General features: G+C 62.9%; 31 protein-coding genes. 23 read left to right on the top strand and 8 right to left on the bottom strand.

Translation table 11 applies throughout. From position 1 onward, the window contains the following. Positions 1 to 15 precede the first annotated feature (15 nt). Together HRV97_RS14830 and HRV97_RS14825 are read right to left on the bottom strand one after the other, a co-directional pair. Entirely contained in the window at positions 16 to 207 is a 192-nt protein-coding gene (locus HRV97_RS14830; protein WP_174195033.1) for a hypothetical protein, read from the bottom strand. Positions 208 to 666: 459 nt separating this feature from the next. Then, entirely contained in the window at positions 667 to 1,074 is a 408-nt protein-coding gene (locus tag HRV97_RS14825) for a MerR family transcriptional regulator (protein WP_174195032.1), read from the bottom strand. Between the two features lie 66 nt (positions 1,075 to 1,140). On the opposite strand from HRV97_RS14825, the gene HRV97_RS14820 reads away from it, so the two are divergent. The 20 genes from HRV97_RS14820 to HRV97_RS14725 all read left to right on the top strand — a co-directional run bounded on the left by HRV97_RS14820 (position 1,141) and on the right by HRV97_RS14725 (position 18,531). Further along, positions 1,141 to 1,791 (top strand): cation efflux transmembrane domain-containing protein, encoded by a 651-nt coding sequence (locus HRV97_RS14820; protein ID WP_174195031.1) that lies wholly within the window; start codon positions 1,141 to 1,143, stop codon positions 1,789 to 1,791. A gap of 65 nt (positions 1,792 to 1,856) precedes the next feature. Beyond that, entirely contained in the window at positions 1,857 to 2,153 is a 297-nt protein-coding gene (locus HRV97_RS14815; RefSeq protein WP_174195030.1) for a hypothetical protein, read from the top strand. A gap of 59 nt (positions 2,154 to 2,212) precedes the next feature. Further along, positions 2,213 to 3,490, top strand: a complete 1,278-nt coding sequence (locus HRV97_RS14810; RefSeq protein WP_174195029.1) for a TolC family protein — start codon at positions 2,213 to 2,215, stop codon at positions 3,488 to 3,490. Next, on the top strand, positions 3,490 to 4,668 hold the full coding sequence (locus HRV97_RS14805) for an efflux RND transporter periplasmic adaptor subunit (protein ID WP_174195028.1): 1,179 nt from the start codon (positions 3,490 to 3,492) through the stop codon (positions 4,666 to 4,668). The genes HRV97_RS14810 and HRV97_RS14805 overlap by 1 nt, the downstream gene beginning before the upstream one ends. Positions 4,669 to 4,671: 3 nt before the next feature. Continuing rightward, positions 4,672 to 7,917: an efflux RND transporter permease subunit gene (locus HRV97_RS14800; protein WP_174195027.1), complete on the top strand. Its 3,246-nt coding sequence runs from the start codon at positions 4,672 to 4,674 to the stop codon at positions 7,915 to 7,917. Between the two features lie 53 nt (positions 7,918 to 7,970). Then, complete coding sequence (locus HRV97_RS14795; RefSeq protein ID WP_174195026.1) at positions 7,971 to 8,459, top strand: SRPBCC family protein; 489 nt, start codon at positions 7,971 to 7,973, stop codon at positions 8,457 to 8,459. Further along, positions 8,456 to 8,827, top strand: a complete 372-nt coding sequence (locus tag HRV97_RS14790; RefSeq protein ID WP_174195025.1) for a hypothetical protein — start codon at positions 8,456 to 8,458, stop codon at positions 8,825 to 8,827. Before HRV97_RS14795 ends, HRV97_RS14790 begins: the two co-directional genes overlap by 4 nt. A 45-nt stretch (positions 8,828 to 8,872) precedes the next feature. Further along, positions 8,873 to 9,214, top strand: a complete 342-nt coding sequence (fliE, locus tag HRV97_RS14785; RefSeq protein ID WP_174195024.1) for a flagellar hook-basal body complex protein FliE — start codon at positions 8,873 to 8,875, stop codon at positions 9,212 to 9,214. A gap of 25 nt (positions 9,215 to 9,239) precedes the next feature. Beyond that, positions 9,240 to 10,127, top strand: coding sequence for a bestrophin family protein (locus tag HRV97_RS14780; RefSeq protein ID WP_174195023.1), 888 nt, complete (start codon positions 9,240 to 9,242; stop codon positions 10,125 to 10,127). A gap of 59 nt (positions 10,128 to 10,186) precedes the next feature. Beyond that, positions 10,187 to 10,516 (top strand): hypothetical protein, encoded by a 330-nt coding sequence (locus HRV97_RS17465; RefSeq protein WP_343044528.1) that lies wholly within the window; start codon positions 10,187 to 10,189, stop codon positions 10,514 to 10,516. Positions 10,517 to 10,519: 3 nt separating this feature from the next. After that, on the top strand, positions 10,520 to 11,206 hold the full coding sequence (locus HRV97_RS14770; RefSeq protein ID WP_174195022.1) for a ZIP family metal transporter: 687 nt from the start codon (positions 10,520 to 10,522) through the stop codon (positions 11,204 to 11,206). Beyond that, positions 11,203 to 11,811 carry a cation diffusion facilitator family transporter gene (locus tag HRV97_RS14765; protein WP_174195021.1) on the top strand — a complete coding sequence of 203 codons (609 nt, stop codon included), beginning with the start codon at positions 11,203 to 11,205 and terminating at the stop codon, positions 11,809 to 11,811. Before HRV97_RS14770 ends, HRV97_RS14765 begins: the two co-directional genes overlap by 4 nt. After that, entirely contained in the window at positions 11,808 to 14,309 is a 2,502-nt protein-coding gene (locus HRV97_RS14760) for a heavy metal translocating P-type ATPase (protein WP_174195020.1), read from the top strand. Before HRV97_RS14765 ends, HRV97_RS14760 begins: the two co-directional genes overlap by 4 nt. After that, positions 14,306 to 15,226 (top strand): NAD(P)/FAD-dependent oxidoreductase, encoded by a 921-nt coding sequence (locus HRV97_RS14755; protein ID WP_174195019.1) that lies wholly within the window; start codon positions 14,306 to 14,308, stop codon positions 15,224 to 15,226. Before HRV97_RS14760 ends, HRV97_RS14755 begins: the two co-directional genes overlap by 4 nt. Next, positions 15,223 to 15,972: an HAD-IIB family hydrolase gene (locus tag HRV97_RS14750; protein WP_174195018.1), complete on the top strand. Its 750-nt coding sequence runs from the start codon at positions 15,223 to 15,225 to the stop codon at positions 15,970 to 15,972. The genes HRV97_RS14755 and HRV97_RS14750 overlap by 4 nt, the downstream gene beginning before the upstream one ends. 75 nt (positions 15,973 to 16,047) lie before the next feature. Continuing rightward, entirely contained in the window at positions 16,048 to 16,503 is a 456-nt protein-coding gene (locus tag HRV97_RS14745) for an MgtC/SapB family protein (protein WP_174195017.1), read from the top strand. Further along, positions 16,500 to 17,000 carry a hypothetical protein gene (locus HRV97_RS14740; protein WP_246248772.1) on the top strand — a complete coding sequence of 167 codons (501 nt, stop codon included), beginning with the start codon at positions 16,500 to 16,502 and terminating at the stop codon, positions 16,998 to 17,000. Before HRV97_RS14745 ends, HRV97_RS14740 begins: the two co-directional genes overlap by 4 nt. 61 nt (positions 17,001 to 17,061) lie before the next feature. Next, positions 17,062 to 17,667, top strand: a complete 606-nt coding sequence (locus HRV97_RS14735; RefSeq protein ID WP_174195016.1) for a VTT domain-containing protein — start codon at positions 17,062 to 17,064, stop codon at positions 17,665 to 17,667. 245 nt (positions 17,668 to 17,912) lie between these two features. Continuing rightward, complete coding sequence (locus tag HRV97_RS14730; RefSeq protein ID WP_174195015.1) at positions 17,913 to 18,263, top strand: DUF3147 family protein; 351 nt, start codon at positions 17,913 to 17,915, stop codon at positions 18,261 to 18,263. 31 nt (positions 18,264 to 18,294) lie between these two features. Continuing rightward, the gene (locus HRV97_RS14725; protein ID WP_246248771.1) at positions 18,295 to 18,531 is read left to right on the top strand and encodes a hypothetical protein; all 237 of its coding nucleotides are present in this window, start codon (positions 18,295 to 18,297) and stop codon (positions 18,529 to 18,531) included. An 11-nt stretch (positions 18,532 to 18,542) separates the two neighbouring features. Here HRV97_RS14725 and HRV97_RS14720 read toward each other — a convergent pair whose 3' ends face one another. The 3 genes from HRV97_RS14720 to HRV97_RS14715 form a co-directional block, all read right to left on the bottom strand. Next, on the bottom strand, positions 18,543 to 18,917 hold the full coding sequence (locus HRV97_RS14720) for a TFIIB-type zinc ribbon-containing protein (protein ID WP_223176886.1): 375 nt from the start codon (positions 18,915 to 18,917) through the stop codon (positions 18,543 to 18,545). Between the two features lie 457 nt (positions 18,918 to 19,374). Further along, a complete protein-coding gene (locus tag HRV97_RS17705) occupies positions 19,375 to 19,497 on the bottom strand; it encodes a hypothetical protein (RefSeq protein WP_281356828.1) in 123 nt (40 codons plus the stop codon). After that, on the bottom strand, positions 19,494 to 20,417 hold the full coding sequence (locus HRV97_RS14715) for an ArdC family protein (protein WP_174195014.1): 924 nt from the start codon (positions 20,415 to 20,417) through the stop codon (positions 19,494 to 19,496). The genes HRV97_RS17705 and HRV97_RS14715 overlap by 4 nt, the downstream gene beginning before the upstream one ends. Before the next feature lie 409 nt (positions 20,418 to 20,826). Between HRV97_RS14715 and HRV97_RS14710 the strand changes: the two genes are divergently transcribed. From HRV97_RS14710 to HRV97_RS14700, 3 genes are all read left to right on the top strand, one after another. Next, on the top strand, positions 20,827 to 21,102 hold the full coding sequence (locus tag HRV97_RS14710; RefSeq protein ID WP_174195049.1) for a hypothetical protein: 276 nt from the start codon (positions 20,827 to 20,829) through the stop codon (positions 21,100 to 21,102). Positions 21,103 to 21,362: 260 nt separating this feature from the next. Further along, positions 21,363 to 21,851 (top strand): helix-turn-helix domain-containing protein, encoded by a 489-nt coding sequence (locus HRV97_RS14705; RefSeq protein ID WP_174195013.1) that lies wholly within the window; start codon positions 21,363 to 21,365, stop codon positions 21,849 to 21,851. Beyond that, complete coding sequence (locus tag HRV97_RS14700) at positions 21,848 to 22,279, top strand: type II toxin-antitoxin system PemK/MazF family toxin (protein WP_343044526.1); 432 nt, start codon at positions 21,848 to 21,850, stop codon at positions 22,277 to 22,279. The genes HRV97_RS14705 and HRV97_RS14700 overlap by 4 nt, the downstream gene beginning before the upstream one ends. Before the next feature lie 208 nt (positions 22,280 to 22,487). On the opposite strand, the gene HRV97_RS14695 is transcribed toward HRV97_RS14700, so the two are convergent. The 3 genes from HRV97_RS14695 to HRV97_RS14685 form a co-directional block, all read right to left on the bottom strand. Next, positions 22,488 to 23,465, bottom strand: coding sequence for a PDDEXK family nuclease (locus HRV97_RS14695; protein WP_174195012.1), 978 nt, complete (start codon positions 23,463 to 23,465; stop codon positions 22,488 to 22,490). A 64-nt stretch (positions 23,466 to 23,529) separates the two neighbouring features. After that, positions 23,530 to 23,787, bottom strand: coding sequence for a hypothetical protein (locus tag HRV97_RS14690; RefSeq protein WP_174195011.1), 258 nt, complete (start codon positions 23,785 to 23,787; stop codon positions 23,530 to 23,532). A 77-nt stretch (positions 23,788 to 23,864) separates the two neighbouring features. Then, on the bottom strand, positions 23,865 to 24,188 hold the full coding sequence (locus HRV97_RS14685) for a hypothetical protein (RefSeq protein WP_174195010.1): 324 nt from the start codon (positions 24,186 to 24,188) through the stop codon (positions 23,865 to 23,867). Between the last annotated feature and the right edge of the window lie 56 nt (positions 24,189 to 24,244).

The raw sequence follows: 24,244 nt of genomic DNA, 5'->3' as shown, positions 1-24,244 counted from the left end.
CGGATGGGGGAGGGGTCAGCCTTCGAGGCTTGCGAGTTCGTCGAACTCGGCCGATGCGCGCGTCGCGCCGTCGCCCGCGTAGGTCGCGCCGGTGCGGGGATAGAAGAACACGCGCTCGCCACGGCGGTAGGGGGTGCCGTCCGCGCTGGTCCCGTCCACCTTGGCTCGTTTCCAGTAGGGATCGCCCTTGTATCGGGTGTAAGCCATTCTCTTTCCTCCTTCTTCCTGCGGCTGAAAGCCGGTTGCCGCAGCAACCGGGTCTGCCTCTCCGGCGAGGAGCGGGACGGGGAGGGAGGAAGAAAATCGATGGCCTTGGCGCGGGCAGGCCGCCCTAGCGCGGCCGACGCCCCCCAGGGCGTCGGGTGCCGCGCTTGGCGGACCACACGGGGCCGTCTATTTTCCTTCGGGAACGAAAGGGCAGCAGCCCTGGTGTTCCCCGCGCTGGCGGGCCTCCGGGGGAGGGCCGCGGCGCCGAGAACCGACATCCGCGCATCTGCGCGGGCAGCAGGTGTGTCACGTGGCACACTTCACGCGAGGATCGTCACCCGCATGGGCCGAGACGCCGGCACGGTGGCTCGGTCGGCCGTCAGGCCGATAGAGCCGTGCCCGGCAGGGTCGCGCCCGCTTGGCTTGTGTCAGCCCGGCGCATCCATTTGCCGGTAGATATTAGGTTGAGGCGCTGGCCCTGACCGACGTGAGCGCATCGATCAACTTACATTCGGCGATGGTCGAGGCATCGCACTGGCTGCCCCATCGCACCAGCTCGCTTCGTAAGACGGTAAGGTCTGCCAGCTTGCGGTCGATTTCCTGGATGTGAAGTTCGGCTATTGCATCGACCTCATCGCATGATCCCCGCGGATCGTCCGCAAGGCGGAGCAGGTCACGGACCTGATCGAGCGTGAAACCGAGATCCCGTGCCCGCTTGATGAAGGAAAGTCGGTTTAGGTGCGTGCTGTTGTAGAGGCGGTAATTGCCTCCACTGCGCTCCGGCGGGGCGATCAACCCCTCTGTTTCGTAGAAGCGCACCGTCTCGATCTTGAGGCCGGTTTGCTTGGCGATCTCACCGATCTTCATAAGTGCTTGACCCTCTAGTGGGATGAGGGTTCATATAAGGGGTCCGAACGGCGAATCGAGTAGGACATGGCCGACCATTGTTGCTCAGCAAAGCGCGACACGATCGCTGAACTAGGCCGCAAGGCCAGCCAGCGGCGCGTGCTGATCGCGGTCATGCTCATCAATCTTGCCATGTTCGTTGCCGAGTTCGGCGGCGGGCTTGTGGCCCGGTCGTCGGCGCTGATGGCGGATTCGGTCGACATGTTCGGCGACGCGGTCGTCTATGCGCTCAGTCTCTACGCGCTGAAACGCGGCGCCCGCTGGGAAGCGGGCGCGGCGCTCGCAAAGGGCGGCATCATCCTCGCCTTCGGTCTGGCGGTGATCGTGGAGATTGGCGACAAGATCGTGAACGGCGTGCCTCCGTCATCGTCGCTGATGCTGACCTTCGGCGGGATCGCGCTCGCCGCGAACCTCATCTGTCTCGCGCTGCTGTGGCAGTTTCGGGCTGAGAATGTGAATATGTCGAGCACGTTCGAGTGCTCTCGCAACGATGTCGCCTCCAATATTGGCGTGCTGGTGGCGGCGGGTCTGGTCGGCCTGACCGGATCGGCCTGGCCCGACATCGCAATCGGGGGGATCATCGCCCTGATCTTCCTACGGTCCGCATGGCGGGTGCTGAGTGAAGCGATCCCGGCATGGCGTGTCGCGAAGGCACCGGCACGCGAGTTATTGCAATGACATGGAAACGCATCCGTGTTAGGGGCGGGTTCGTGCGAACCTTTTTGCCTTTCCTGACATGCCTGATGCTGGCGCTGACCAGCTTCTCCGGTATGGCTCATGCCGCTGATTTGGCGGGGGGCAGCATCGCGGGCGTTGAGTTCACCATTCATACCGCTGGTGACATCGATGAGGTGCCGTCGGATTCGGACAAGAACGTCCCGCACCATCACAATTATTGTCACGGACACGACGTCGGTGCGCCCATGCGCGCTACAATCGAACATGCGCACGTCCTCACGGCACCCAAGCCGACAATCTCTGCTTCCGCGTCGCTCAACGGGCGCACCGGTATGGTCGATTTGAGGCCCCCCCAAGCCTGACGTCCGATTTGGGCGCGCGTTGGCGCGCCCTGTCGATTATCGTCAGGAGTTATATTTTCATGCATCGTATCCTCGTGGCCATGCTGGCCGCAGCGTCATGCGCCTCGATGGCGCAGGCGCAGGTCGGATCGTCCGCGCCTGTCGCGCGGGACGCGCCGGTTTACACGCTCGACCAGGCGGTTAGTGCAGCAGGCGGCTCGGCCCCTGCGGCGGACGCAGCCACTGCCGCGATCGAAGCAGCACGTGCCGGCCGCACTGTCGCGGGATTGCGGCCCAATCCAGTGGTCCAGGGTCAGGTTGAGAACGTCATTGGATCGGGACCATACCGGGGCGTTCGCAGCGCGGAATCCACGGTTGGCTTCGCAATCCCGATCGAGCTAGGGGGCAAGCGCGGCGCCCGCGTCGCCGTTGCCAATGCGCAATTGTCCCGGGCCGAGATCCAGGCTGCGATCATCGCCGCGGACGTTCGGCTTCAGGTGACGCAGCTTTATGTCGAAGCCGTCGCGGCAGATCGGCGTGTGGCAACAGCGCGCGACCAGGCCCGGATCGCCAGCGACGCACTGCGCGCCGCAAGCGTGCGAGTGCAGGCAGGACGCGCTTCCCCGCTGGAGCAACAACGCGCTGACGTCGCCCGCATCAATGCCGAAGCAAATGTGGAGCGGCAGCTTCGCTTGGCTGAGGCGGCTCGCGCCAATCTGGCGCGCCGGATCGCGCGACCGATTGACGGCGCGCTAGACGACACGTTGCTCGATCGTCTGCCCAACACGGGCGTCTACGGACCGATAGTCCCTATAGACGCCGCCGGCACCTTGGCGCTGGCGGCAGCGAATGCGGATTTTACGATCGCCCAAGCCGGCGTGCGGCTCGCGCGCGCCAACCGGGTTCCTGATCTAAACGTCGGTCCTGCGATCCGCCGTTTGGAAGCGACGAATGACATGGCGGCGGTGTTCACGCTGTCGATTCCGATCCCGGTGTTCAACAATGGCCGCGCGGCCATCGCGCAGGCGACTGCGCAGCGGACGCAGGCGGATGCCCAGCGTCGCGTCACCGCGCTCGACATCGAGCAGGCGATCACGGACGCGCAGGCGCAGGCGGCCAATGCCGCGACGACCGCGCGCGCTGCGTCGGGGCCGGCGCTGGCGGCCGCCCAGGAGGCCGCCCGCATTGCGCGGATCGGCTATCGGGAGGGCAAATTTGGCCAGCTCGAACTGCTCGATGCGGAGCGGACACTCGCTGAAACGCGGGTCGCCGCGATCGACGCGCTTGCCAACTACCAGAATGCCCGCGCGCAGGTGGAGCGACTGACCGCGCCAGCGCCCAATGGGGGAAATCAGTGATGAAGAGCTTTTATCTTGCGAGCGCGGCGTCGCTCGCCCTGCTGTTGGCTGCCTGTGGCGGCAAGGATGCCGGGAACGATGCAACCGCCACTGCCACAGCCGGTAACGAAGCGGGAGCAGGCGCGGAAAAGACCAGTGCCGAAGGCGGTCATGCCGATGAGGGTGTAGTCGTGCTGGGCGCCGACCAGATCGCCGCAGCGGGCGTGCAGGTCGGACGGCCGATCATCGGCGGAGCCGGGACGATCGAGCTTCCTGCGATCATCGAGGGTGATCCGCAGGGAACACAGGTTGTTTCCGCCGCGATCGCGGGCCGCGTGGTCGCGCTGACGCGCAACCTTGGACAGTCGGTCGGTCGTGGCCAGACCATCGCAATTATCGAGAGCCGTGAGGCGGCTCAGATTAAGGGCGAGGTCGAAGCGGCGCGTGCGCGGCTCCAGCTCGCCAACTCGAATCTCGCGCGTGAACAGCGTCTGTTTGCCCAGCGTGTGTCGCCGGAGCAGGATCTGATCGCGGCCCGTACGGCCGCGACGGAAGCACGGATCGCGCTGACGCAGGCGCAAAGTACGGTATCGGCGGCAGGTGTCGGGGGAGCTGGTCTCAACCGGCTCGGCATCGCAGCGCCAATTTCGGGTCAGATCATCGCGCGTCCCGTGACGCTGGGACAGACGGTGGCAGCGGATGCCGAACTCTATCGCATCGCTAATTTGAGCCAGGTGTCGATTGCGCTCAACTTGAAGGCCGAAGATGCGGGCCGGGTTCGTCCCGGAAACTCAGTGCTGGTCAAGGCGGCGGGCCGTCAGGCAACCGCCCGCATCACCTTTGTGTCGCCGGCGCTCGATCCGCAGACGCGCCTCGTGCCGGCGCTCGCCACGCTCGACAATCGCGGTGGCGAATGGCGAGTCGGTGAGCCTGTAACGGCAGCCGTCCAGCTCACGGGCAGCGGTGGCAGTGGAGCGATCCGCGTGCCAACGACGGCAGTCCAGAGTTTCGAGGGCAAGTCGGTCGTGTTCGTGCGCACGCCCACTGGCTTCAAGGCGACCGCAGTCCAGCTCGGCGATGCATCGGGTGATACGGTCATCGTTCGGTCGGGACTTACCGGCAACGAACAGATCGCCACCACCGGAAGCTTCACGCTCAAGGCCGAAATCGGCAAGGGCGAAGCGAGCCACGAGGATTAAGCCATGATCGCCCGCATCGTCACATGGGCGGTCGAGAAGCGCTGGCTTGTCCTGCTCCTCACCGTCATCGTCGCCGCCATCGGCGCATTTTCCCTTTACCGGCTACCGATCGACGCGGTGCCGGACATCACCAACAATCAGGTCCAGATCAACGTCCGCGCGCCCGCCCTTTCGCCTGAATTGGTCGAGAAGCAGGTGTCGTTCCCGATCGAAACCGCGCTCGCCGGCACCCCGGGCCTCGAATATACCCGGTCGCTGAGCCGCAACGGCTTTGCCCAGATCACCGCCGTCTTCTCGGACGCGACAGACATCTATTTCGCCCGCCAGCAGGTGGGTGAGCGTCTGCAGGGCGTGCAAGAGAATCTGCCCGATGGCGTGAACCCCGAAATGGGTCCGATCGCAACCGGACTGGGCGAGGTGTACATGTACACTGTCCGGCTCGAGCACCGTGCGGATGACAAGCATAAGCCCGGTGAACCGGGCCAGCAGCCCGATGGCAGTTACATCACGCCAGAGGGCGAGCGACTGACGACCGAAGAGGACAAGGCGACCTACCTGCGTACCGCGCAGGACTGGATCGTAACGCCGCTTCTCAAGAACACCCCGGGCCTTGCCGGCGTCGATTCGATTGGCGGTTACGCCAAGCAATTCCTCGTTGTGCCCGACGTGCAGAAGCTGGCCTCGCTCGGCATCACGCTGACGGATCTGGGCAATGCGCTCGAGCGCAACAACACCAGCGTCGGGGGTGGATTCGTCAATCGCAATGGCGAAGGTCTGGCTGTTCGCTCGGATGCGCTCGTTCGCAACGCCAGCGAGTTGGCCAGGACCGTGATCGCGACACGTAACGGCGTGCCGATCACGGTCGAACAAGTAGCGACTATTAAGACGGGTCAGGCGATCCGCATGGGGTCGGCATCGGAGAACGGCACGGAGGTTGTCGTCGGGACCGCGATCATGCGGATCGGCGAGAACAGCCGCATTGTATCAACCGCTGTCGCCGAGAAACTGAAGACAATCAACGCCTCGCTGCCCCCTGACGTCGTAATTCAGCCGGTGCTGAATCGCACCGAGCTGGTCAATTCGACGATCAAGACGGTCGCGAAGAACCTGTCGGAAGGCGCGGTGCTGGTCATCGTCGTGCTCTTCCTGCTGCTCGGAAACTTCCGCGCCGCGCTGATCGCAGCGTTGGTGATCCCGATCACCATGATGCTGACGGGCTTCGGGATGCTGCGTGCCGGCGTTTCCGCCAATCTGATGAGCCTTGGTGCCTTGGACTTCGGTCTGATCGTCGATGGCGCCGTCATCATCGTCGAAAACGCGCTGAGGCGGCTTGCCGAACAACAGCACCATGAAGGCAGATTGCTGACCGTCAAAGAGCGGCTCGCGACCGTGGCAGCCGCTGCGCGCGAGATGATTCGGCCTTCGGTCTACGGCCAGGCGATCATCATCCTCGTCTACGTGCCGCTGCTCACGCTGACCGGCGTGGAGGGTAAGACGTTCGTGCCGATGGCGCTGACCGTCATCATCGCGCTCGCCTTCGCCTTCATCCTCTCTCTCACCTTCGTGCCGGCCATGATCGCAATCTGGCTGTCGAAGAAGGTGGAGGAGAAGGACGGCCGCATTATCACGTGGCTCAAGAAGCGCTATGAACCCGGTCTCGACCAGGCGATGAGACGCCCGACGCTGACAATCGGGGCGAGTGTCGGAAGCTTGGTGGTGGCGGCGCTGGCCTTCACCACACTTGGTTCGGTGTTCCTGCCACAGCTCGATGAAGGCGACTTGTTGATTCAGTCGCTCCGCATTCCGGCGACCTCGGTCCAGCAGAGCCAGGCGATGCAGGTACCGATCGAACGAATGATGTCAAAGCAGCCGGAGGTGCAGTTCGTCTACTCCAAGACCGGCACTGCCGAGCTGGCGGCCGATCCCATGCCGCCCAACGCAACCGACATGTTCGTCATCCTGAAGCCGCGCAAGGATTGGCCGGACCCCGAGCTTCCCAAGGAGGAGTTGGTGAGCCGGATCGAGGGTAAGCTCGCGAAGATTCCGGGCAATGCCTATGAGATCACTCAGCCTATCCAAATGCGCTTCAACGAGCTGATCGCTGGCGTCCGCGGCGACATCGCGGTGAAGGTGTTCGGTGACGACTTCAATCAGATGAACCGGACGGCAGAGCAGATCGCTGCGGTGCTGCGCAAGACGCAGGGCGCAGCGGACGTGAAGGTCGAACAGACGACGGGCCTGCCCATGCTCGACATTCGGGTCAATCGCGATGCGATGGCGCGTTTGGGCGTCACTGCGCAGGATGTACAGGATACCGTAACTGCTACGCTTGGTGGTCGAACCTCTGGCCAGATCTTCGAAGGGGACCGCCGCTTCCCGGTGGTGATCCGCTTGTCCGAAGCGCAGCGCGCCGACCTGGGCCTGCTCGAACAGGTACAGGTTCCGGTGGCCGGGGGCGGCTATGTGCCGCTTTCCAGTGTTGCCGATATCAAGGTCGTCGATGGTCCCAATCAGATCAGCCGCGAGAATGGCAAGCGGCGTGTCGTGGTGCAGGCCAACGTGCGTGGTCGCGACGTCGGATCGGTGGTCGCCGATGCTCAAACGACGATCGGCAGCCAGGTCCGGCTGCCTGCCGGCACCTATCTCGAATGGGGTGGTCAGTTCGAGAACCTGAAGTCGGCGAGCGATCGGCTGAAGCTGGTCATTCCGGCCTGCTTTATCCTGATACTGCTACTCCTTTATGGCGCATTGGGATCGGTTCGCGATGCCGCGATCGTGTTCACCGGCGTGCCCTTTGCGCTGGTGGGCGGCGTCCTGCTGCTGTTCGTCCGTGGCATGGACTTCTCGATCTCAGCCGCGGTAGGTTTTATTGCGCTGTCGGGCATCGCGGTCCTCAACGGCCTCGTCATGGTCAGCTCGATCCAGGACCTGATCCGATCGGGACTATCCCGGGAAGAGGCGGCCCATGTCGGCGCGATGCAGCGTCTGCGGCCAGTCGTCATGACCGCGCTCGTCGCAAGCCTGGGCTTTGTGCCCATGGCACTGGGCGAAGGTGCGGGCGCGGAGGTGCAGAAGCCGTTGGCGACGGTTGTCATCGGTGGCCTCATCTCGGCGACGCTGCTGACGCTGTTCGTGCTTCCGACACTCTATGCCCGGTTCGGACAGAAAGTGATCGAGAAGCCCGAGCACTACAATGAGGAGCATGAAGGGGACGATCACGGTCAGACCTTCGTGAACGACTTGGCCTGATGGATGGGCGGGGTGATCCGTGATCGCCCCGCCCATCTCTTGGAGATGGGGATATGCCTCGCACCATAACCAGCTCGATGCTTCACGGCGGGCCACTGCGCGTCTGGTCGGCACTCACCGATCCGGATCATCGCCGGGCTTGGAGCCCGCTCGTATTACTTGATAACCCGTGTCAGCTCGGCGACACGGAATGCACCTTTGCGATCCAGGGCATCACCCGGCCAATTCGGACGCCGGCACGGATCGATCAATTGGACAAGCCGCACGCCTTCGCTTGGTCCTGCGGCATTCCTTATCTGTTCACGCTCGAAGAGCGGTACGAACTGGCAGGCGACGATGGCGGCACCAAGCTAACGCATAGCTGCACGCTGCGCGGGACGCTCTCTGTGCCGTTCGCGGCGATGATGTTGCGCCGCCTTCGGTCCCTGATGATCGAGGCTGACGATCGCCTCGCAACCTACTTGCGCTGGCGGGTGGGTCAGCCTGCCCGTGGGATCAATCGTCAACGTGTCTCCTCTCGCTACAGGAGGAAGGCGCGATGAAAGTCCGCAGGACGCTGCCCGCCCTCATACTCGTTGTCGGGCTGGCGGCTTGCTCAGAAAGCAAGCCGCCAGCCCCCCCAACCGAACAGCAAATTCATTCGTCCGACAGCGCCGTAGTAACGGGGGAAATGGGGCGGCATCCCTATCGCTGTTCCGACGGGGAACAGTTGTTCGTCGATTACAAGGATGACGGCCTTCAGATCGACTTGCGGCGCTCGATCAGCGAGCCGCCCATGACGCTGACTGCACCAGCGCAGGGCCTGCAATATGTCGGCGAGACAGCCACCGTGACCTTCAAGGGGTCGCAGCTCACCATCGTGGAAGGCGATGGCCAGATCCGGACTTGCGAACGGGAGGGCACCGGATGAACCGCCCCGTCTTTCGATATGTCGCACTGCAACGGGAGAGAAGCGATGTCTGACACGTCGATCTCGAATGTGATGGCCATTCGCGCCGAAGTGATCGCGCGAAGCCGTGCCTTGCGCGAGGCACAACCGGCGGCGCCGCCAAGCATAACACCAACGGCTCCAGCGTCCAGTTTTGCCGACACCCTCAATGCCGTGGTCGCGAAGGTCAACGAGACCCAAGAACAAGAGGATGTCGTCACCGAGGCTTATGAACGTGGTGAGACCACCGACATTGCGACCGTCGCGCTCATCCAGAGCCGGGCATCCATTACTTTCGAGGCAACCCTGCAAGTCCGGAACAAGCTGCTGTCAGCTTATCAAGATATCATGAACATGCCGATCGGATGATCGCGGGGAATTAGGCGAAACTGGTATGATTGTCGGCACAAGGCCACGATTTAGGCAGATCATTATTGAGGTGTGGAAGCCACTCACGATCCTGTTCGTGTGGGACGTGGCGGTAACAGCATTCCACATAATGACTCCGATCAAGGAGCCGCCCCTACCGATAGCGTTATTCGGTACGGCTATTGCGTTGTTCATGGGATTTCGAACCAACGCTGCTTATGCGCGTTGGTGGGAGGCCCGTACATTATGGGGCGGGCTCATCAATGCGTCGCGCAATCTTGCACGGATTACTCATAGCCTTACAAAGGCTGAGCCGCCAACAAAGAGGCTGCGACAGGACGTCATCTTCCGGCAGATTGCCTATGCACATAGTTTGCGTAACCAGCTTCGCCATCAAAACCCATATGATGAGATTGCGCGCGTAACGGGAACATGGGTCGCCGATCATGCAACGGTCCGGAGAAACCCGGCCAATGCACTGCTAGAAGATATATCAGACATTTATGCTGACGCGCTTGCGGACGGGCGGATCAACGCGATTCAGCAAGCCACCGTCGAAAGCGTCCTGATCGATATCGCCAATGCGCAGGGCGGCATGGAGCGGATTAAGAACACGCCGCTGCCCAATGGCTTTCGGTTTTTCCCAAACCTCTTCACGCGAGTCTTTTGCGTCCTTCTGCCGATCGCGCTGGTCGAATCCCTTGGCCTTGCCACTCCGATAGGATCGACGCTGATCGGCCTCGTGTTTCTCGCAGTGCTCAGCATCGGCGAGGATTTGACCGATCCGTTCGCCAATAGCGTCCATGACGTGCCGCTGAGCGCCATGTGCCGCACGATCGAGATCGATCTTCTTCAGACGGCGGGACTGCCGGCCCCCGAGCCATTGAAGCCGGTCCACGGCGTGCTGTGGTAAGGGCGATGCGCGCCTGGCTGCATCTGTCCGGTCGGACGATCGTGCCCCTCAGCGCCATTATGGCCGCTGGCTTGGCTGTAGCGGCGTGCAATCCGGCGCCGACCCAGCCAACCGAGCCGGCGCATGAAAAGCATCTGACGGAGAAGCTGATCGCACAGCGCATCATGTACTGCGACGACGGCGCGCGCGCCGATGTCGACTTCATCGACGATGGCCTGAAGATGGCCGTCACTTGGCTGCCCAACGGCAGGACAGAAATCTTGCGCGCACAACGAACCGGCGAGGAGTTTCGCGGCGACCAGTCGCGGGCCGTCGTAGCGGGCGGGGCAATCGCCTTCATGAGACGCGGGAAGATCAGCGTCTGTCACCGAACTCCGGAGAAGCGGTAGAGTATGCGGGCACTGCTTTACACACTTGCGCCTGTACTGGCGGTCGTGCTCGGCGCGATCGTCGCGAGCCGTACCAAGTTGAAGCCCGGCCTCGTGGCGGGCCTCCAGCATCTCGCGGCCGGGGTCGTGTTCGCCGCGGCAGCGACCGAGATCCTTCCCCAGGTCAAGCATGAGGCTTCACCCAGCGCAACGCTGATCGGCGGGGCGGCGGGCGTCGCGACCATGCTGGGGCTCCAGGCATTCGAGGCCCGCTTCCAAGGGCCGATGGCGCTGTTGGCCGCGATCGGCATCGACATTCTGGTCGACGGGCTCGTGCTCGGCCTCGCGTTCATCGCGGGTGAGAAGGCGGGTTTCCTACTGACAATCGCGCTGACGCTAGAAGTGCTGTTCCTGGGACTGACGCTGACCAGCGAGTTGGCGGAAACCTATCGCTCGCGCCTGCGCATCATCGTGATCGTCTCGGCGTTGGCCCTGCTGCTGCCGGTCGGCGCGTTGGCGGCCGTACCGGTCGCCACACTCTCGCCGGTCATGATCGCTGGCTTCCTCAGCTTTGGGCTGATGGCGCTACTCTACCTCGTCACCGAAGAGCTGCTGGCGGAGGCGCACGAGAAGCAGGACACGCCGCTCATCAGCTCCATGTTCTTTGTAGGCTTCCTAGCTCTGCTGACGCTTGAGGAGATGATGGGATGATCCCGACCAATGACAATAACGGCGGGCAAGAGCGCCGCACACTCTGGATCGTCCTATTGCTTAACGCGGCGATCGCGGCGGGCTTTTTCGTGTCCGGCTTCTTTGCGGACTCCAGCGCGCTCATCGCTAACGGCGTCGATAATTTGTCTGATACGGCTGTCTATGGATTAAGTCTCGTCGCGCTCACGCGGGGGCAGACATGGAAGACCCGCGCCGCGATGGCCTCGGGCGTCATGCTGCTGATCTTCGCGGGCGGCATCCTGCTCGACGTTGCCCGACGCTACATCCAGGGCAGCGAGCCGATCGGTCCTACCATGATGGTCATGTCGGCGATTGCGGGCGTCGTGAACTACGCCTGTCTTCGGCTGCTCCAGCGTCTCAAGGATCCGGACGTCAATCTCCGGGCAGCGACCACCTTCAGCTTCAACGACTTCATCTCGAATGGCGGCATCCTGATCGCTGGCGTGCTGGTGTTGTGGCTGGGCACCAACTGGCCGGACCTGCTGGTCGGCTTCGCGACGGCGATCATCGCCATCAAAGGTGGGATTGAGATCCTGCGCGACGCACGCGCCGAAACCAAGAAAAGCGAAAGGAGGTCGTCATGAACGACAAGCTCGAACTCGATATTCCAGTGCTGTTGCCGGACCTCCCTGACGCAGCTGACGCTTGCCTAGACCGTTTAGTATCAACCTTGTCGAAGCGCGAAGGCGTCGAGCGGGCTCATGTGATCTGCGTCGATGGCGACACGCCCGCGGCGCTGTGCATTCATTTCGACGCGGCCAAGCTGCCGCTGCCGCGATTGCGTGAAATGGTGCGAGCTGCGGGGGCCGAAATTACCGAACGCTTCGGTCATGCAATCTGGCAGGTGAAGGGTATCAATCACGAACGCCGTGCCCGCACGATCAGCGACGCGCTGTGCGCTTTGCCCGGCGTGGTGCAGGCAAGCGCCAGCACCAGCGGCTCGGTTCGGGTCGAGTATGATCGCCGCGAAACCACCGAAGAGGAGGTGCGGGCTGCGCTTCGCAAACTGAAGGTCGGTGTGGGAAAGCGGGTCGCGGCCGACGACCATGCCGGTCACGACCACAATCCCGGTGGCCACGGGGCGGGCCAGGAGAACCATGGCCCCGGCGATGGTCACGACCATAGCCATACCGAGTTTCTTGGCCCCAACACCGAGCTGATCTTTGCACTCGCCTGCGGCGCGCTGTTAGGGATTGGCTATGCCATCGAGAAGCTGATCGCCGGCGCGCCGGGTTGGCTGCCGACCGCTTGCTATATCGCGGCCTATTTCTTCGGTGGGTTCTTTACCCTACGGGAAGCGATCGACAATCTCCGGCTTAAAAAGTTCGAGATCGACACCCTGATGTTGGTCGCTGCCGCCGGCGCTGCTGCGCTAGGAGCATGGGCCGAGGGTGCACTGCTCCTGTTTCTGTTTAGTCTCGGCCATGCGCTTGAGCATTATGCAATGGGCCGCGCCAAGAAGGCGATCGAGGCGTTGGCGAAGCTCGCCCCCGAAACTGCAACCGTGCGGCGCGACGGGGCGACCAGCGAAATCCCGGTCGAACAGATGGTCGTCGGAGATATTGCCATCGTGCGCCCGAACGAGCGCCTGCCCGCCGACGGCTTTGTCATCAAGGGCACGAGCGCAATCAACCAGGCCCCGGTGACGGGCGAAAGCATACCGGTCGACAAGGTGCCGGTGGCGGACGCGGCGGCCGCACGCACCAAGCCCGATGCGGTTGACGCGGAGAGCCGGGTATTTGCCGGTACGATCAATGGCGGCGGCGCGATCGAGATCGAGGTGACGCGCCGCTCCAATGAAAGCGCGCTGGCCAAGGTTGTAAAGATGGTGAGCGAAGCGGAGACGCAGAAGTCGCCGACGCAGCGCTTTACCGATCGCTTCGAGCGGGTCTTCGTGCCCGCGGTCCTGATCCTTTCGGTCCTACTGCTGTTTGCCTGGGTCGTGGTCGACGAGCCGTTCCGTGACAGCTTCTACCGCGCGATGGCGGTACTGGTGGCGGCAAGCCCCTGTGCGCTTGCGATCGCGACGCCGAGCGCAGTGCTGTCGGGCGTGGCGCGAGCAGCGCGCGGCGGCGTGCTGGTGAAGGGCGGCGCGCCCTTGGAAAATCTCGGTTCCTTGAAGGCAATCGCTTTCGACAAGACCGGCACTCTGACCGAAGGGCGACCGCGCATCACTGACATCGTTCCTGTCGACGGCACCGAAGAGGGCGAACTGCTCGCGCTCGCCGTCGCTGTTGAGGCACTGAGCGATCATCCGTTGGCCCAAGCAATCGTTAAGGACGGTCGCGAACGCCTAAATGGCCGCACCTTGCCCGCTGCCGGCGATCTCAAGAGCCTGACCGGTCAGGGCGTCACCGCTAACGTCGATGGCGAGACGGTGTGGATTGGCAAGGCCGAGATGTTCGGAACGGAAAGCATTCCGGCGCTGGGGCAGGGGGCGCAGGATGCAATCGCGCGACTGCGTGAAAACGGCCGCACGACGATGGTGGTACGCAAAGGGGATCGCGACCTGGGTGCGATTGGCCTCATGGACACCCCTCGCGAAGCTGCCAAGACCGCACTGCGCCGGCTGCACGACATGGGCGTGTCGCGGATGATAATGATCTCCGGCGATCACCAAAAGGTTGCTGAAGCAATCGCCAATGACGTCGGGATCGACGAGGCATGGGGCGACCTCATGCCGGAAGACAAGGTTGCCGCGATCAAGAAGCTCGCTGGCGAGGACAAGGTCGCGATGGTGGGCGATGGCGTAAACGACGCGCCAGCCATGGCGAGCGCCACAGTCGGCATCGCCATGGGCGCGGCGGGTTCCGACGTCGCGCTGGAAACGGCCGACGTCGCCCTGATGGCCGATGATTTGGCTCATCTGCCATTCGCGGTCGGCTTGAGCCGCCACACCCGCGGCATTATCCGGCAGAACGTCTTCGTGAGCCTCGGCGTCGTCGCCTTTCTCGTGCCGGCGACGATCCTGGGCCTTGGCATCGGCCCGGCGGTGGCTGTTCACGAAGGATCGACCCTGCTGGTCGTCGTTAATGCACTTCGGTTGCTGGCCTATCGTGACCCAGCAAAGCTAGCAGTATGACGACGGATCGCCACGACGCATTAATCGTCGGTGGCGGACCGGCGGGCCTCACGGCGGCGATCTATCTCGCCCGCTACCTGCGTCGCATCGTCGTGATCGACGAGGGACACAGCCGCGCCAAATGGATACCGATCTCGCACAACCATGCCGGCTTTCCCGACGGGATAGGCGGCAGTGCGCTGCTCGATCGGATGCGCGATCAGGCGAAGCGCTACGGCGCTTCGATCGTCCTGGGGCGGGCCGATACCATCACCCGTGATGGCGAAAACTTCGTGGCCGCGGGCAGTGGAATTAAGCTCCATTCTCGCGCGGTGCTGCTCGCAACTGGCGTCGAGAACCGCCGCCCCGCGATCGAGAGTGACGCGCACCGCGATGCGCTCGATCGTGGCCTGCTGCGCTATTGCCCGGTCTGCGACGGATACGAGGCGCGCGGACAGGCGATCGGCGTGATCGGCGCCGATACCCACGGCGTGGCCGAGGCATTGTTCCTGCGCACCTTTTCGGAAAATGTGACGCTAATTCCTCATATCCGCACGACGCTTACCTCGACCGATCGCGCCAACCTGTGGGGGGCAGGGATTCGCGTCGTCGACACCCCGATGGCCTCTATCGCCTTCGAGGACCGTGCAATCGTCACGCTGACCAGCGGGGACGAACATGGGTTCGACACCGTATATCCGGCGCTGGGGTCAGACAGCAACAACGCGCTCGCGCGGCAGCTCGGCGCTGATCTGGGCAACGATCATTGCATCGTCGTCGATGCCAAGCAGCGAACCAGCGTCACAGGCGTCTATGCAGCCGGCGACATCGTCATGTCGCTCGATCAGATCAGCGTCGCCATGGGCCATGCCGCGATCGCCGCGACCACTCTCCACAATGATCTGCGCAACCGCGACGGTGAAGGAACCGGCTCATGAAATGGCTGATCGTGTTCGATCTCGATGGGACGCTTGCGGAAAGCAAACGTCCTTTGTCGGAGGAGATGGCAGCGACACTCGCCCGCCTGCTCGACGTCGTTGACGTGGCGGTGATTTCAGGTGGCGACTGGCCGCAATTCGATAAGCAGGTGGCTTCGCGGTTACCGAAAGGCACCGCGCGCGAACGACTATGGTTGATGCCCACTACCGGTACCAAACTTTACCGCTTCGTGAACGGTGGGTGGCGGATCATCTATGCAGAACTGTTCGATCAGGCGGAGAAGGCAAGCATACGCACCGCCTTCGATCAGGCGCTCGCCGATGCCGGTCTCGCCGACGAGCACATCTGGGGGGAACGGATTGAGGATCGAGGAAGCCAAATCACCTTCTCCGGCTTGGGTCAGGCTGCTCCGCTCAAGGAGAAGGAGGCATGGGACCCGAACCGTACCAAGCGGATCGCGCTGCAGACGGCTCTCCGCGCTAACCTGCCGGACCTGTCGATAAACCTGGGCGGCACGACATCGATCGACGTAACACGCGCCGGAGTCGATAAGGGCTACGGCCTCAACCGGCTGAGCAAGGAAGCCGGCGTTCCTTTAGCCGGAATGCTCTTTATCGGCGACGCGACCTACCCTGGCGGGAACGATTATCCCGTTGTTGAGGCCGGTGTGGACGTCGTCAAGGTGCGCGATGTGGCCGAGACCGGCGCCGTGGTGGCAGCGATCCTCGCCTGCCTGAGACGGTAGGCGTCCGCACGTGACCGACAGCACTACCAACCCATAACCTTCAACGGGGCAAGCATCTAGAACAGGCAGGCTGGTATGTTTCAAAGTTCGTGGCTGGAAACAGCCACCCATGTCGTCAGTCTCGCGGTGGCCTATGCGCTTGCCCTGCCGGTTGGTTGGGATCGTGAGAAGGATGAGCGGAGCGCAGGCATCCGGACGTTCCCGCTCGTCGCGATCGCCAGCTGTGGCTTCGTGCTGGTGGGCATTGCGGTTTTAGGGCGGACCAATCCCGCGCAAGCGCGAATTCTTGAGGGCCTGATTACGGGCGTGGGTTTCATTGGAGGCGGTGCGATCCTGAAGAAGGGGGGGAAGGCCTCGGGCACGGCTACGGCTGCCAGCCTTTGGGCCACTGGCGCTCTGGGCGCAGCAGTTGGCTACGGCCTCTATGACATCGCCATCATCCTGAGTGTCACCACTTTCCTGACCTTGCGCTGCTCGCGGCCCCTGAAGCGCGTCACCAATGGCGATACCAAGGTGTCGGAAAGCCCATGAGCCCACCGAACCTATCAGCGACTTTGTGGTCGCAGCCTTTGCGGACGCTCGCCAAGCGCTGGGCTCCGGCCGAAACCATATCTCCAAGGGATCGGCAGCACCGCTTGCTTCGCTGGGCGACGCTTCTTGATCGGAACCCGGACAGGATCATCAGACTGCTGTCACCTTCATGGGCCGGAGGAGATCTGCGGGGAACAATGGTCGGCGAGCCAAGCGCGATCGATGTCGCGTGGAATGATGCCGTTCTACGCGTAATGGGGCTGCGAGGGCGGTCACGTCGCGAAGTGAAGGCCTTCTTCGGTCTTTCCGACGCACAACTCGACCGGATAGCGGCAGGATCGTGGTGGTGTCCGATCCGGCCTGCATGGCAAGTCGCCGCGCGCATCAGACATGTCGAACATCCCGAGCTCGAGAATCGTATCGTCGCAGCCGCCGTCTTTGGCGTGATCGTGCTTTGCGCGATGATTAAGTGGGTCATCTACCACCGCCTTTTCTGAAACGGTGCAGCCACGCAGTGCGGTTTCTGGGGGAGAGCGGACTTACCGTCAGGACATCATCGTGTTCAGTGTCATAACATCCATCCTTTCGACGCTCGGCGCCTTCGGCGTCTTTTTGCTGATGCTTGCCGAGAATGTCTTTCCGCCAATTCCATCAGAGGTGATCTTGCCGCTTGCAGGGTACACGGCCGCGCAGGGGCGCGGCGCGCTCTGGATCGTGATCGTTGCCGGCACGCTTGGTTCGGCCGTTGGCGCACTGCTATGGTACTATATTGGTCGCTGGATTGGCATTGATCGGCTGAAGCGGTTCGCCTCGCGGCATGGCCGATGGCTGACCCTCACGCCCCAGGAGATTGATCATGTTGACCGCTGGTTCGATCGTTATGGCCGCTGGGCTATGCTGTTGGGTCGCATGGTGCCCGGTGTACGAACGCTGATTTCCGTGCCCGCCGGGGTGAGCGGAATGCCTCTGACACCTTTCCTAATATCGACGCTAGCCGGCTCGGCGCTGTGGACGACGGTACTGACGCTGGCCGGCTACGAGCTGGGTGAGCGCTATAACCAGGTGGCGAGCATCATAGAGCCGGCCAGCAACATGGTAATCGGTGCCGCAATCCTCTGGTACATCTGGCGCGTCGCGACCTTCGGCCGAACGAAGGGCCGCTGATGGGCCTCCCTCGCCTGTATTCTATCTGCCCCGCCGGCATCTGGCTTATGGCAGCATCGATGCTGATCCGTGTCACCCGCATCGCGCGCGCTTATCGCCTGATCTCGGCCGCCAGCGCGCTCATTCTCATCAGATGGATCGGGGCCTTGCATCGCGCCGGCTTTGGAGTCTGGCGCCGTACAGGTGGGAAGTGGCGTTGGTCCGCAGCGCGATGCTGACGGCACGACCGGAAAATGGAGTGTTCTATGTATCACCTCGCTGCCAAGGCGATCATATCGGGCATTCTGATCGCTGCTGCGTCAGAACTCGCCAAACGCTATCCCGGATTTGGTGCTCTAATCGCATCACTGCCGCTCGTTTCTGTTCTTGGCATGATATGGTTGTGGCATGATCGGCGCGATCCCGTGAACATGGCGGCCCATACCCAGGCGACCTTCTGGTTTGTCCTGCCATCACTGCCGTTTTTCCTGCTGATCCCATGGATGCTGCGCCACGGCGTTGGCTTCTGGTTGGCGTTAGCCGCCGGGTGCGCGCTGACCATCATGCTCTATCTCATCATGACCTTCGCGCTTTCGCGCGTCGGCATCCCGCTATGACCGCTCATCAACATCAGGGAACGATCGCGCGATGATCGACAGGACTCGTCTGGCCGCCGCCTCGGCCGTCATGCTTGCGCTCGGCGGTTGTGGGCTCATAACACCCCGCGACGAGGAATATTTCCGCTTCCATGCGGAGGAGGCGAAACTGGTCGTCACCCGCTGCGAGCGAGGCCAAGAAACCGGGAGTGACTGCGAGGCGGCATCACAGGCCGTCGCCGCGATAAATAGGGAAATCAGAGATACTCCCACCAAGGGAGCTCGCTGACGCGAAATTGTTTAGTGATCAAACAGGCGTCCCAAGAACCCGCCCCGACCATGCCCGCGGCGATCATCAGGATGACGGCCGCCGTGCCTGCCGGTCTCATGATAGTCGTCGCGGTAATGCGGATCGCCGCTCCGGGGGGAAGGTGGCGCATAGCCGCCGCGCTCTGAGGAATAGGGCGGCTCAAGCTTCGGCTGAGCCACATCATGAGCATCGCTACGTTCAATGATCGTGTCGAGTTCACCGCGATCAAGCCACACGCCCCGGCATTGCGGGCAATAATCGATCTCGATCCCTTGTCGCTCGGAAAGCAACAGCCCGACCTTGCATACCGGACAAAGCATCCCTGCCGGATGAGCGGTCGGCTGTGCTGATGATGTGTCGTTCATCGAATAGATTTCGCTTTCCTACTCAGGTTTCCATCAACGATGGTGTCCCGAGCGATGATGCCTCCGGCGTTCATGGTGGTCCCGGGGCGGAGCGTAGCCATCGTAGCCATAGGCATACTGCCCGCCCCAATTAGATCGGAGTTGATGACCGCCGTTCCAACGCTGCTGATAGCCATGACTATCATAGCGTTGAGCGGTATGACTACTCCTGTAGCTATCGTGGCTGTCCGCCCGGTTGTGATGCGTTTGAGCGATGGCGGTAGGCGCTGCGAATATCGTCAGCGCAGCCGCCGCGATGATAAGTGGTTTCACCATCCATCTCCAATTTTATTCTAAAATATATAGTCGTGAATGAACGCTATTGAAATAGAGCTTGCAGCACTGGTTCATGGAAGCTCAGTCGCAATGTCGCTTTGTAACGCCACAGCGTCCCGGGCTGCTTGCTCGGCCTATTGTTTCACATCAACGCGACCAGCTCGTTGAACGTCGCCTCGTCGACGGTCGCGATGTGGGGGTCATAGACCAACCGGCTCGCGACCGCCCGGCCCCCTTCGGGGCCGGTGTCGTCGTCCTCGGTCATGCCGCCTCCTCAAGCTCGGGGGCGGTCTCGATTGCCATGCGGCTCAAGAGCCAATCGGCTGCGGCCTGCGCCTGCGTCGCGGCGGTGAAGATGCAACGCTTGTCGTTGCGGAGGGCTTGAAGCCAGCTCGCCAGATAGGCGGCGTGGTCCTCGCGGTCGTGTAGCTTGATCCCGATGGTCGCGCTGACGAACGCGGCCCCAAGCTCGGCAACCAGTTCCTCGCGGGCATAATCCTCGCGCTTCGTGGAAATGAGGGAGGGACGGGCGAGCCGGTCGACGTGTCCCGTCGCGTGGCAAAGCTCGTGCGCTAGGGTCGAATAATAGTCATCGCTGGTGTGGAAGTCGGTAAACTGCGGCATGACGACATGGTCGCCGCTCGGCTGATAATAGGGCTGCGAGCCTAAATGCTTGAGGGTGACGGGCACGCGGGCAAAAAGCGCGTCCAGTTCGGCGTCCCGCTCGTCGGGATTGGTCGCGGTGATGATCGGCGCGGGGGTGGGATATTTCGCCTCGATGCCGTCGATCTGCTCGGCATTGAAGACGGTGTAACGCTTGAGGAACGCCACCTGACGCTTGCCTTCCTCGCCACGCTCTCCGCCCTTGTCGGCGTCGACCTCGATCTTGTTGGCATAGACGACAGTGGAGCCCTTTTCGCCCTTGCGGACGCAACCGCCAAGCGCGAGCGCCTGCTTGAAGGTGAGCCAATGCGGCGAGGCATAGCCCTTCGTCATGGCGGCAATCCAAAGGGTCAGGACGTTGATGCCGCGATAGGGAACGCCCGTCGAGCGCAGGGGGATATTCGGCGCGGTGCTGCCGTTCCACGATTTCGACCAAGGCCGGGTGCCCGCCTCGATCAAGGCAATCATCTGGTCGGTGATTTCCTGATAGATGTCGGCGCGGTTGTCGGTGATCCGTCGCATGATTTCTTCCTTTCCTTGAGGCTGAAAGCCGGTCGCAACAGCAACCGGCTCTGCCTTTCCGGCGAGGAACGGGATGGGGAGGGAGGGCGAGAATCTGGCCCCTGGTGCGGGCGAGCCGCCCTAGCGCGGCCGACGTCCGCAAGGTCGTCGGGTGCCGCGCTTGGCGGATTACACGGGGGGCCTGATTGTCGTTCGGGAACGAAAGGGCAGCCGCCCTTGGCGTTCCCCAGCGCCAGCGGCCCTCTGGGGGAGGGCTGCGGCGCCAACGGGTATATGTCGCGCCTCGGCGCGCCGGCAGGTGTGCCACGTGGCACACCTCATCCAATGCGTTGGGGCGATCGGTTCAGCGCCTCTTGGCACCGCACGCGTCTTCGGCGATCAAGGCCCACCAAGGCGGAGCGATCGAGACGTGACGAACATCCGGATTCTACACCGTGATCCTGCCGGCAAGGTATTCGACGGCCAGATCGAGTTCGGATTGGAGCAGTTCGCCGGTCAGGTGCCCATGATCGGGGACACGATCGTCGACCCCGGCGTGCTGCAAGGCCAGGATCGCAACATGCCGCAGAACCGCTCGATCTGGACGGTGGTGGGCCGCGTGTTCAACCCGCGCGATCGGGAAGACACGGCGGCGTTGATAGTCGAATCCCGCGACGGCAACCTCGCGGACGAAGCCTTCATCTGAATTTCGGGGGGAAGGGGGAGGCCGTGGGGGCTCCCCGTTGGCTTATCCTCGGTTCATACGCCAGGAGTGTAGCCTGAGCGGTTCCTACATGGAGCAATGCCTCTACTTTGTAGGCCCCCAGCGGCTCCCGGCTCCTGGGCGCATCGGCCCGGGGAGTGGGGGGCCTCAACGCCCGGGGAGGGTGCCCCCAGCGCCGCCCCCTCAAACTTGAACGATGCTCGCGCGAAGGTCATATCCGCAGTCGAGAAAGGATTAGACCTATGGCTGCGAAGAAGCAAACGGACAGCAGCGCCGATCTGCGGACGAACGAGAAGAAGTGGACCAAGCCGCTGATGGATGCGGGATGGACCGCGTTGCCGAGCGTCATCATCGAGAACCAGCGTCAGCTTGGCCTCGAACCGCTCGACCTCAACATCGTCGTGTATCTGGCGAGCAAGTGGTGGACGGCGGAAGGCAAACCCTTCCCGTCCAAGGCCACGATGGCGAAGGCCATGAACGTCCATCCGCGCACGATCCAGAAGCATATCGCTGGCCTGGAAGGGGCGGGCTATATCCGTCGCGAGGAGCGGCGGACCGAGACGGGGAGCCGAACCAACATCTATCACCTCGACGGCTTGATTGAGGCCGCCGCGCCGTTCGCGGCGGAGAAGTTGGCCGAGATCAAGGACAAGTCGGAGCTGGCGAAGCGTCGCGAGAACCGGCGCGGTGCCCCCAAGCTGCGCTTGGTGGAGAAGGATGACGAGGCGTGAACGCGCATGTTCAGGAGGCGCCGCCGAGGGTGCCGCCCAAGGTCACGGCGGCACCGAGCATTCGGCAGCTCTATTGGTGCGACTTTCCGCAGGACGCCCACCTTCCGGAGTTCTGGAAGCGGCGCCCTGTCGTGATCCTGTCGTTCAAGAACACGCTTCACGGCGCGGTGACGGTGGTTCCTTGCTCCACGCAGGCGCAGCCGGGCAACAAGTGGGCGTTCCCGTTGCAGACGACGATCGACGGCCGCGCCGCATTCGCGATCTGCGACAAGCCCACGACCGTGGCGGTGAGCCGCCTGACGCCCGACAAGGGCGGCATCGTGCGTATGCCTGTCGCCGAGTTCGACGACATGCTGCGCCTTGTGCTGGCGTGGCTGCCGGTCCCGTCGGCGCTGCCTGCGCCCGCGCCTGCTGCGCCTGCGGCTTAGCGGGCGCTGGGGGTATTTCAGATTTTAGTTGAATCCTAAGAGATGGGTTTCTACATGGGGAGCACGCGCGGCCTCCCCCTGGGGAGTGTCCGTTTCCCGCAAGGGAACTAAACGGTCGGGGCCGCCTCAAAAGGGCGGCCCTTGGCTTATCTGCCGCTCGCGCGTCTGTGCCACGTGGCACACCCTCTACACCAGCACTGACATGCCGCTAGAACGGCACGTCCTCGTCCAGATCCCATGCCGAAGGCGGGGAGGGAAGGGCGGCTTTGGGTAGGGGCAGATTGTTGACGACGAAAAGGTTCAGGATGTCATCGCGATCCATGAACATGACCTGCGATCGTTTGCTCGCGTCGAGTTTGTTGCCGATCCAGTTGCGCGCCTGCTTGGTGATCTCGCCGCCGGCGACGATGAAGGCATGATCGACCAGAACGCGGCGGCTGAGTTCCGGATCGAAGATTTCGTGCCCGAGCATCATCGACACCTGGTTGTGGATCTCGGCGACGTTGCTGGTGCTGACGCCGGAGGAATCGAGCTTCCCCTTTTTGGCCTGGATGCCGAAATAAAGGACGTGGAGCGTCGGCAGGGTGTATTTCATCCAGACGTCCTTGCCGTACTCCAGCGCCTTGTCCCTGTGGCCCGCTGCGGTGATGCGGTGGAAGCCGAGCTGTCGGAACAGCGGTAGCAGAACGTCCTCGATGAGCTCGTCTTCGGAGCAGCGGCCGAGGTAGGCGAGGAGCTGGTCGCGCCGCTCCAGCTCTGACGGCGTGAAGGGTCGGTGCGGGTTCGCCATCTGCGCGACGGTGTTGGTCGCGATGTGCTTGATCTGGGCAATGCCGTGATCGTCGTAGAAGGCTTCCCATCCCTCTCGCGCGAGCGTGATGTTCAGGGCGCCTAGGGCAAGGCTACGCCCCGCATCGTCGTTGACGACCTCGCCTCTGTCTAGCAGCCGACGAATGATCCGCACGAACGCGTCGGGCATTGATGTCGCGGACGCCTTGGGCATCGCCAGGACTTCCTCGACCCGCTCTGCCGCCCACGCTGGTCGGGTTTCACCCTGATGGACGAACTCGAGATCGCAATCCTCGAAAAACTCGGTGATGTACTTGCTCGACCGATACTGAAAGTATTCGGCATCGCCGACGATCATCCGGCCCAGCTCGCGCAGATTGCGGGGTTTCCATGTCATTCCCCCGACATAGCCGATGGCAATCGGATCACGAACGCCTTGGGGGCAGCCTCAGGCCCGCCGATCACCAAGGTTTACGACTTACGATCGAACCAGCGGGAACCTGGGTGTAGTTATACTCCCGATTATATTCACGCGCAGCGATCCCGGCGTCGTGCTTGGCGGGGCCACCCGGCACGAAGCAGTTGATGTGCCGCTTGCCGCCTTCCTGGGCGTCAACGACGGGCTTTGACCACGGATTGTCGTCAACCATCGGCCCCTCGACCGAAAACGTATGATTGTCGTGGTCTGCCACGATCAGGACGAACGGTTCGATCGGCATAGCGGTCTCCGGCGGGATGATTGGCCGGAATGTAGGGAACGGAGAGAGGGTGTGCCACGTGGCACAGCCCGTCGTCCTCATAGCCACTGACCTCCCAGGACCGCGCCGAACTCAACGGCAAGGGTGATCGTACCCGCGAGCAGCGCGGCGATCACGAACAGCGCGAGCCGCGCTCGGACGCCGGGACGCGATGTGTCGGTGATGGCGATGGAGGTCCCGATCGCGAGCGCCAGGATCAGCGCCGGACCCATTTCGTAGAGGACTAAACCGGGCAGGCGGTTAGGCAGCAGGTAGGGGTAATTACGGAGGATGCGCCCCGTCAGGACGGCACCGGCGACCAGCGAGAGGGCGATCCCCCAGCGGCCGATCAGGACCGCTCTAGGCGAACCGCGCTCAAGCATTGGAGCGGTTCTCCGCATAGGCAGCGCCCGCCCGCAGGGGCGGCCCGCTATGGCCT

This window comes from Sphingomonas hominis (genome assembly GCF_013328205.1).
GTDB classification, from domain to species: Bacteria; Pseudomonadota; Alphaproteobacteria; order Sphingomonadales; family Sphingomonadaceae; genus Sphingomonas; species Sphingomonas hominis.
Note: the sequence above shows the minus strand (reverse complement) of the source record. Positions and strands in the feature narration are given on the sequence as shown.

Excerpts from the sequence above, each read along its gene's own strand:
- HRV97_RS14830 (WP_174195033.1), bottom strand. The coding sequence starts at position 207 with ATGGCTTACACCCGATACAAGGGCGATCCCTACTGGAAACGAGCCAAG.
- HRV97_RS14825 (WP_174195032.1), bottom strand. The coding sequence starts at position 1,074 with ATGAAGATCGGTGAGATCGCCAAGCAAACCGGCCTCAAGATCGAGACG.
- HRV97_RS14820 (WP_174195031.1), top strand. The coding sequence starts at position 1,141 with ATGGCCGACCATTGTTGCTCAGCAAAGCGCGACACGATCGCTGAACTA.
- HRV97_RS14815 (WP_174195030.1), top strand. The coding sequence starts at position 1,857 with ATGCTGGCGCTGACCAGCTTCTCCGGTATGGCTCATGCCGCTGATTTG.
- HRV97_RS14810 (WP_174195029.1), top strand. The coding sequence starts at position 2,213 with ATGCATCGTATCCTCGTGGCCATGCTGGCCGCAGCGTCATGCGCCTCG.
- HRV97_RS14805 (WP_174195028.1), top strand. The coding sequence starts at position 3,490 with ATGAAGAGCTTTTATCTTGCGAGCGCGGCGTCGCTCGCCCTGCTGTTG.
- HRV97_RS14800 (WP_174195027.1), top strand. The coding sequence starts at position 4,672 with ATGATCGCCCGCATCGTCACATGGGCGGTCGAGAAGCGCTGGCTTGTC.
- HRV97_RS14795 (WP_174195026.1), top strand. The coding sequence starts at position 7,971 with ATGCCTCGCACCATAACCAGCTCGATGCTTCACGGCGGGCCACTGCGC.
- HRV97_RS14790 (WP_174195025.1), top strand. The coding sequence starts at position 8,456 with ATGAAAGTCCGCAGGACGCTGCCCGCCCTCATACTCGTTGTCGGGCTG.
- fliE (WP_174195024.1), top strand. The coding sequence starts at position 8,873 with ATGTCTGACACGTCGATCTCGAATGTGATGGCCATTCGCGCCGAAGTG.
- HRV97_RS14780 (WP_174195023.1), top strand. The coding sequence starts at position 9,240 with ATGATTGTCGGCACAAGGCCACGATTTAGGCAGATCATTATTGAGGTG.
- HRV97_RS17465 (WP_343044528.1), top strand. The coding sequence starts at position 10,187 with ATGGCCGCTGGCTTGGCTGTAGCGGCGTGCAATCCGGCGCCGACCCAG.
- HRV97_RS14770 (WP_174195022.1), top strand. The coding sequence starts at position 10,520 with ATGCGGGCACTGCTTTACACACTTGCGCCTGTACTGGCGGTCGTGCTC.
- HRV97_RS14765 (WP_174195021.1), top strand. The coding sequence starts at position 11,203 with ATGATCCCGACCAATGACAATAACGGCGGGCAAGAGCGCCGCACACTC.
- HRV97_RS14760 (WP_174195020.1), top strand. The coding sequence starts at position 11,808 with ATGAACGACAAGCTCGAACTCGATATTCCAGTGCTGTTGCCGGACCTC.
- HRV97_RS14755 (WP_174195019.1), top strand. The coding sequence starts at position 14,306 with ATGACGACGGATCGCCACGACGCATTAATCGTCGGTGGCGGACCGGCG.
- HRV97_RS14750 (WP_174195018.1), top strand. The coding sequence starts at position 15,223 with ATGAAATGGCTGATCGTGTTCGATCTCGATGGGACGCTTGCGGAAAGC.
- HRV97_RS14745 (WP_174195017.1), top strand. The coding sequence starts at position 16,048 with ATGTTTCAAAGTTCGTGGCTGGAAACAGCCACCCATGTCGTCAGTCTC.
- HRV97_RS14740 (WP_246248772.1), top strand. The coding sequence starts at position 16,500 with ATGAGCCCACCGAACCTATCAGCGACTTTGTGGTCGCAGCCTTTGCGG.
- HRV97_RS14730 (WP_174195015.1), top strand. The coding sequence starts at position 17,913 with ATGTATCACCTCGCTGCCAAGGCGATCATATCGGGCATTCTGATCGCT.
- HRV97_RS14725 (WP_246248771.1), top strand. The coding sequence starts at position 18,295 with ATGATCGACAGGACTCGTCTGGCCGCCGCCTCGGCCGTCATGCTTGCG.
- HRV97_RS14720 (WP_223176886.1), bottom strand. The coding sequence starts at position 18,917 with ATGAACGACACATCATCAGCACAGCCGACCGCTCATCCGGCAGGGATG.
- HRV97_RS17705 (WP_281356828.1), bottom strand. The coding sequence starts at position 19,497 with ATGACCGAGGACGACGACACCGGCCCCGAAGGGGGCCGGGCGGTCGCG.
- HRV97_RS14715 (WP_174195014.1), bottom strand. The coding sequence starts at position 20,417 with ATGCGACGGATCACCGACAACCGCGCCGACATCTATCAGGAAATCACC.
- HRV97_RS14705 (WP_174195013.1), top strand. The coding sequence starts at position 21,363 with ATGGCTGCGAAGAAGCAAACGGACAGCAGCGCCGATCTGCGGACGAAC.
- HRV97_RS14695 (WP_174195012.1), bottom strand. The coding sequence starts at position 23,465 with ATGACATGGAAACCCCGCAATCTGCGCGAGCTGGGCCGGATGATCGTC.
- HRV97_RS14690 (WP_174195011.1), bottom strand. The coding sequence starts at position 23,787 with ATGCCGATCGAACCGTTCGTCCTGATCGTGGCAGACCACGACAATCAT.
- HRV97_RS14685 (WP_174195010.1), bottom strand. The coding sequence starts at position 24,188 with ATGCTTGAGCGCGGTTCGCCTAGAGCGGTCCTGATCGGCCGCTGGGGG.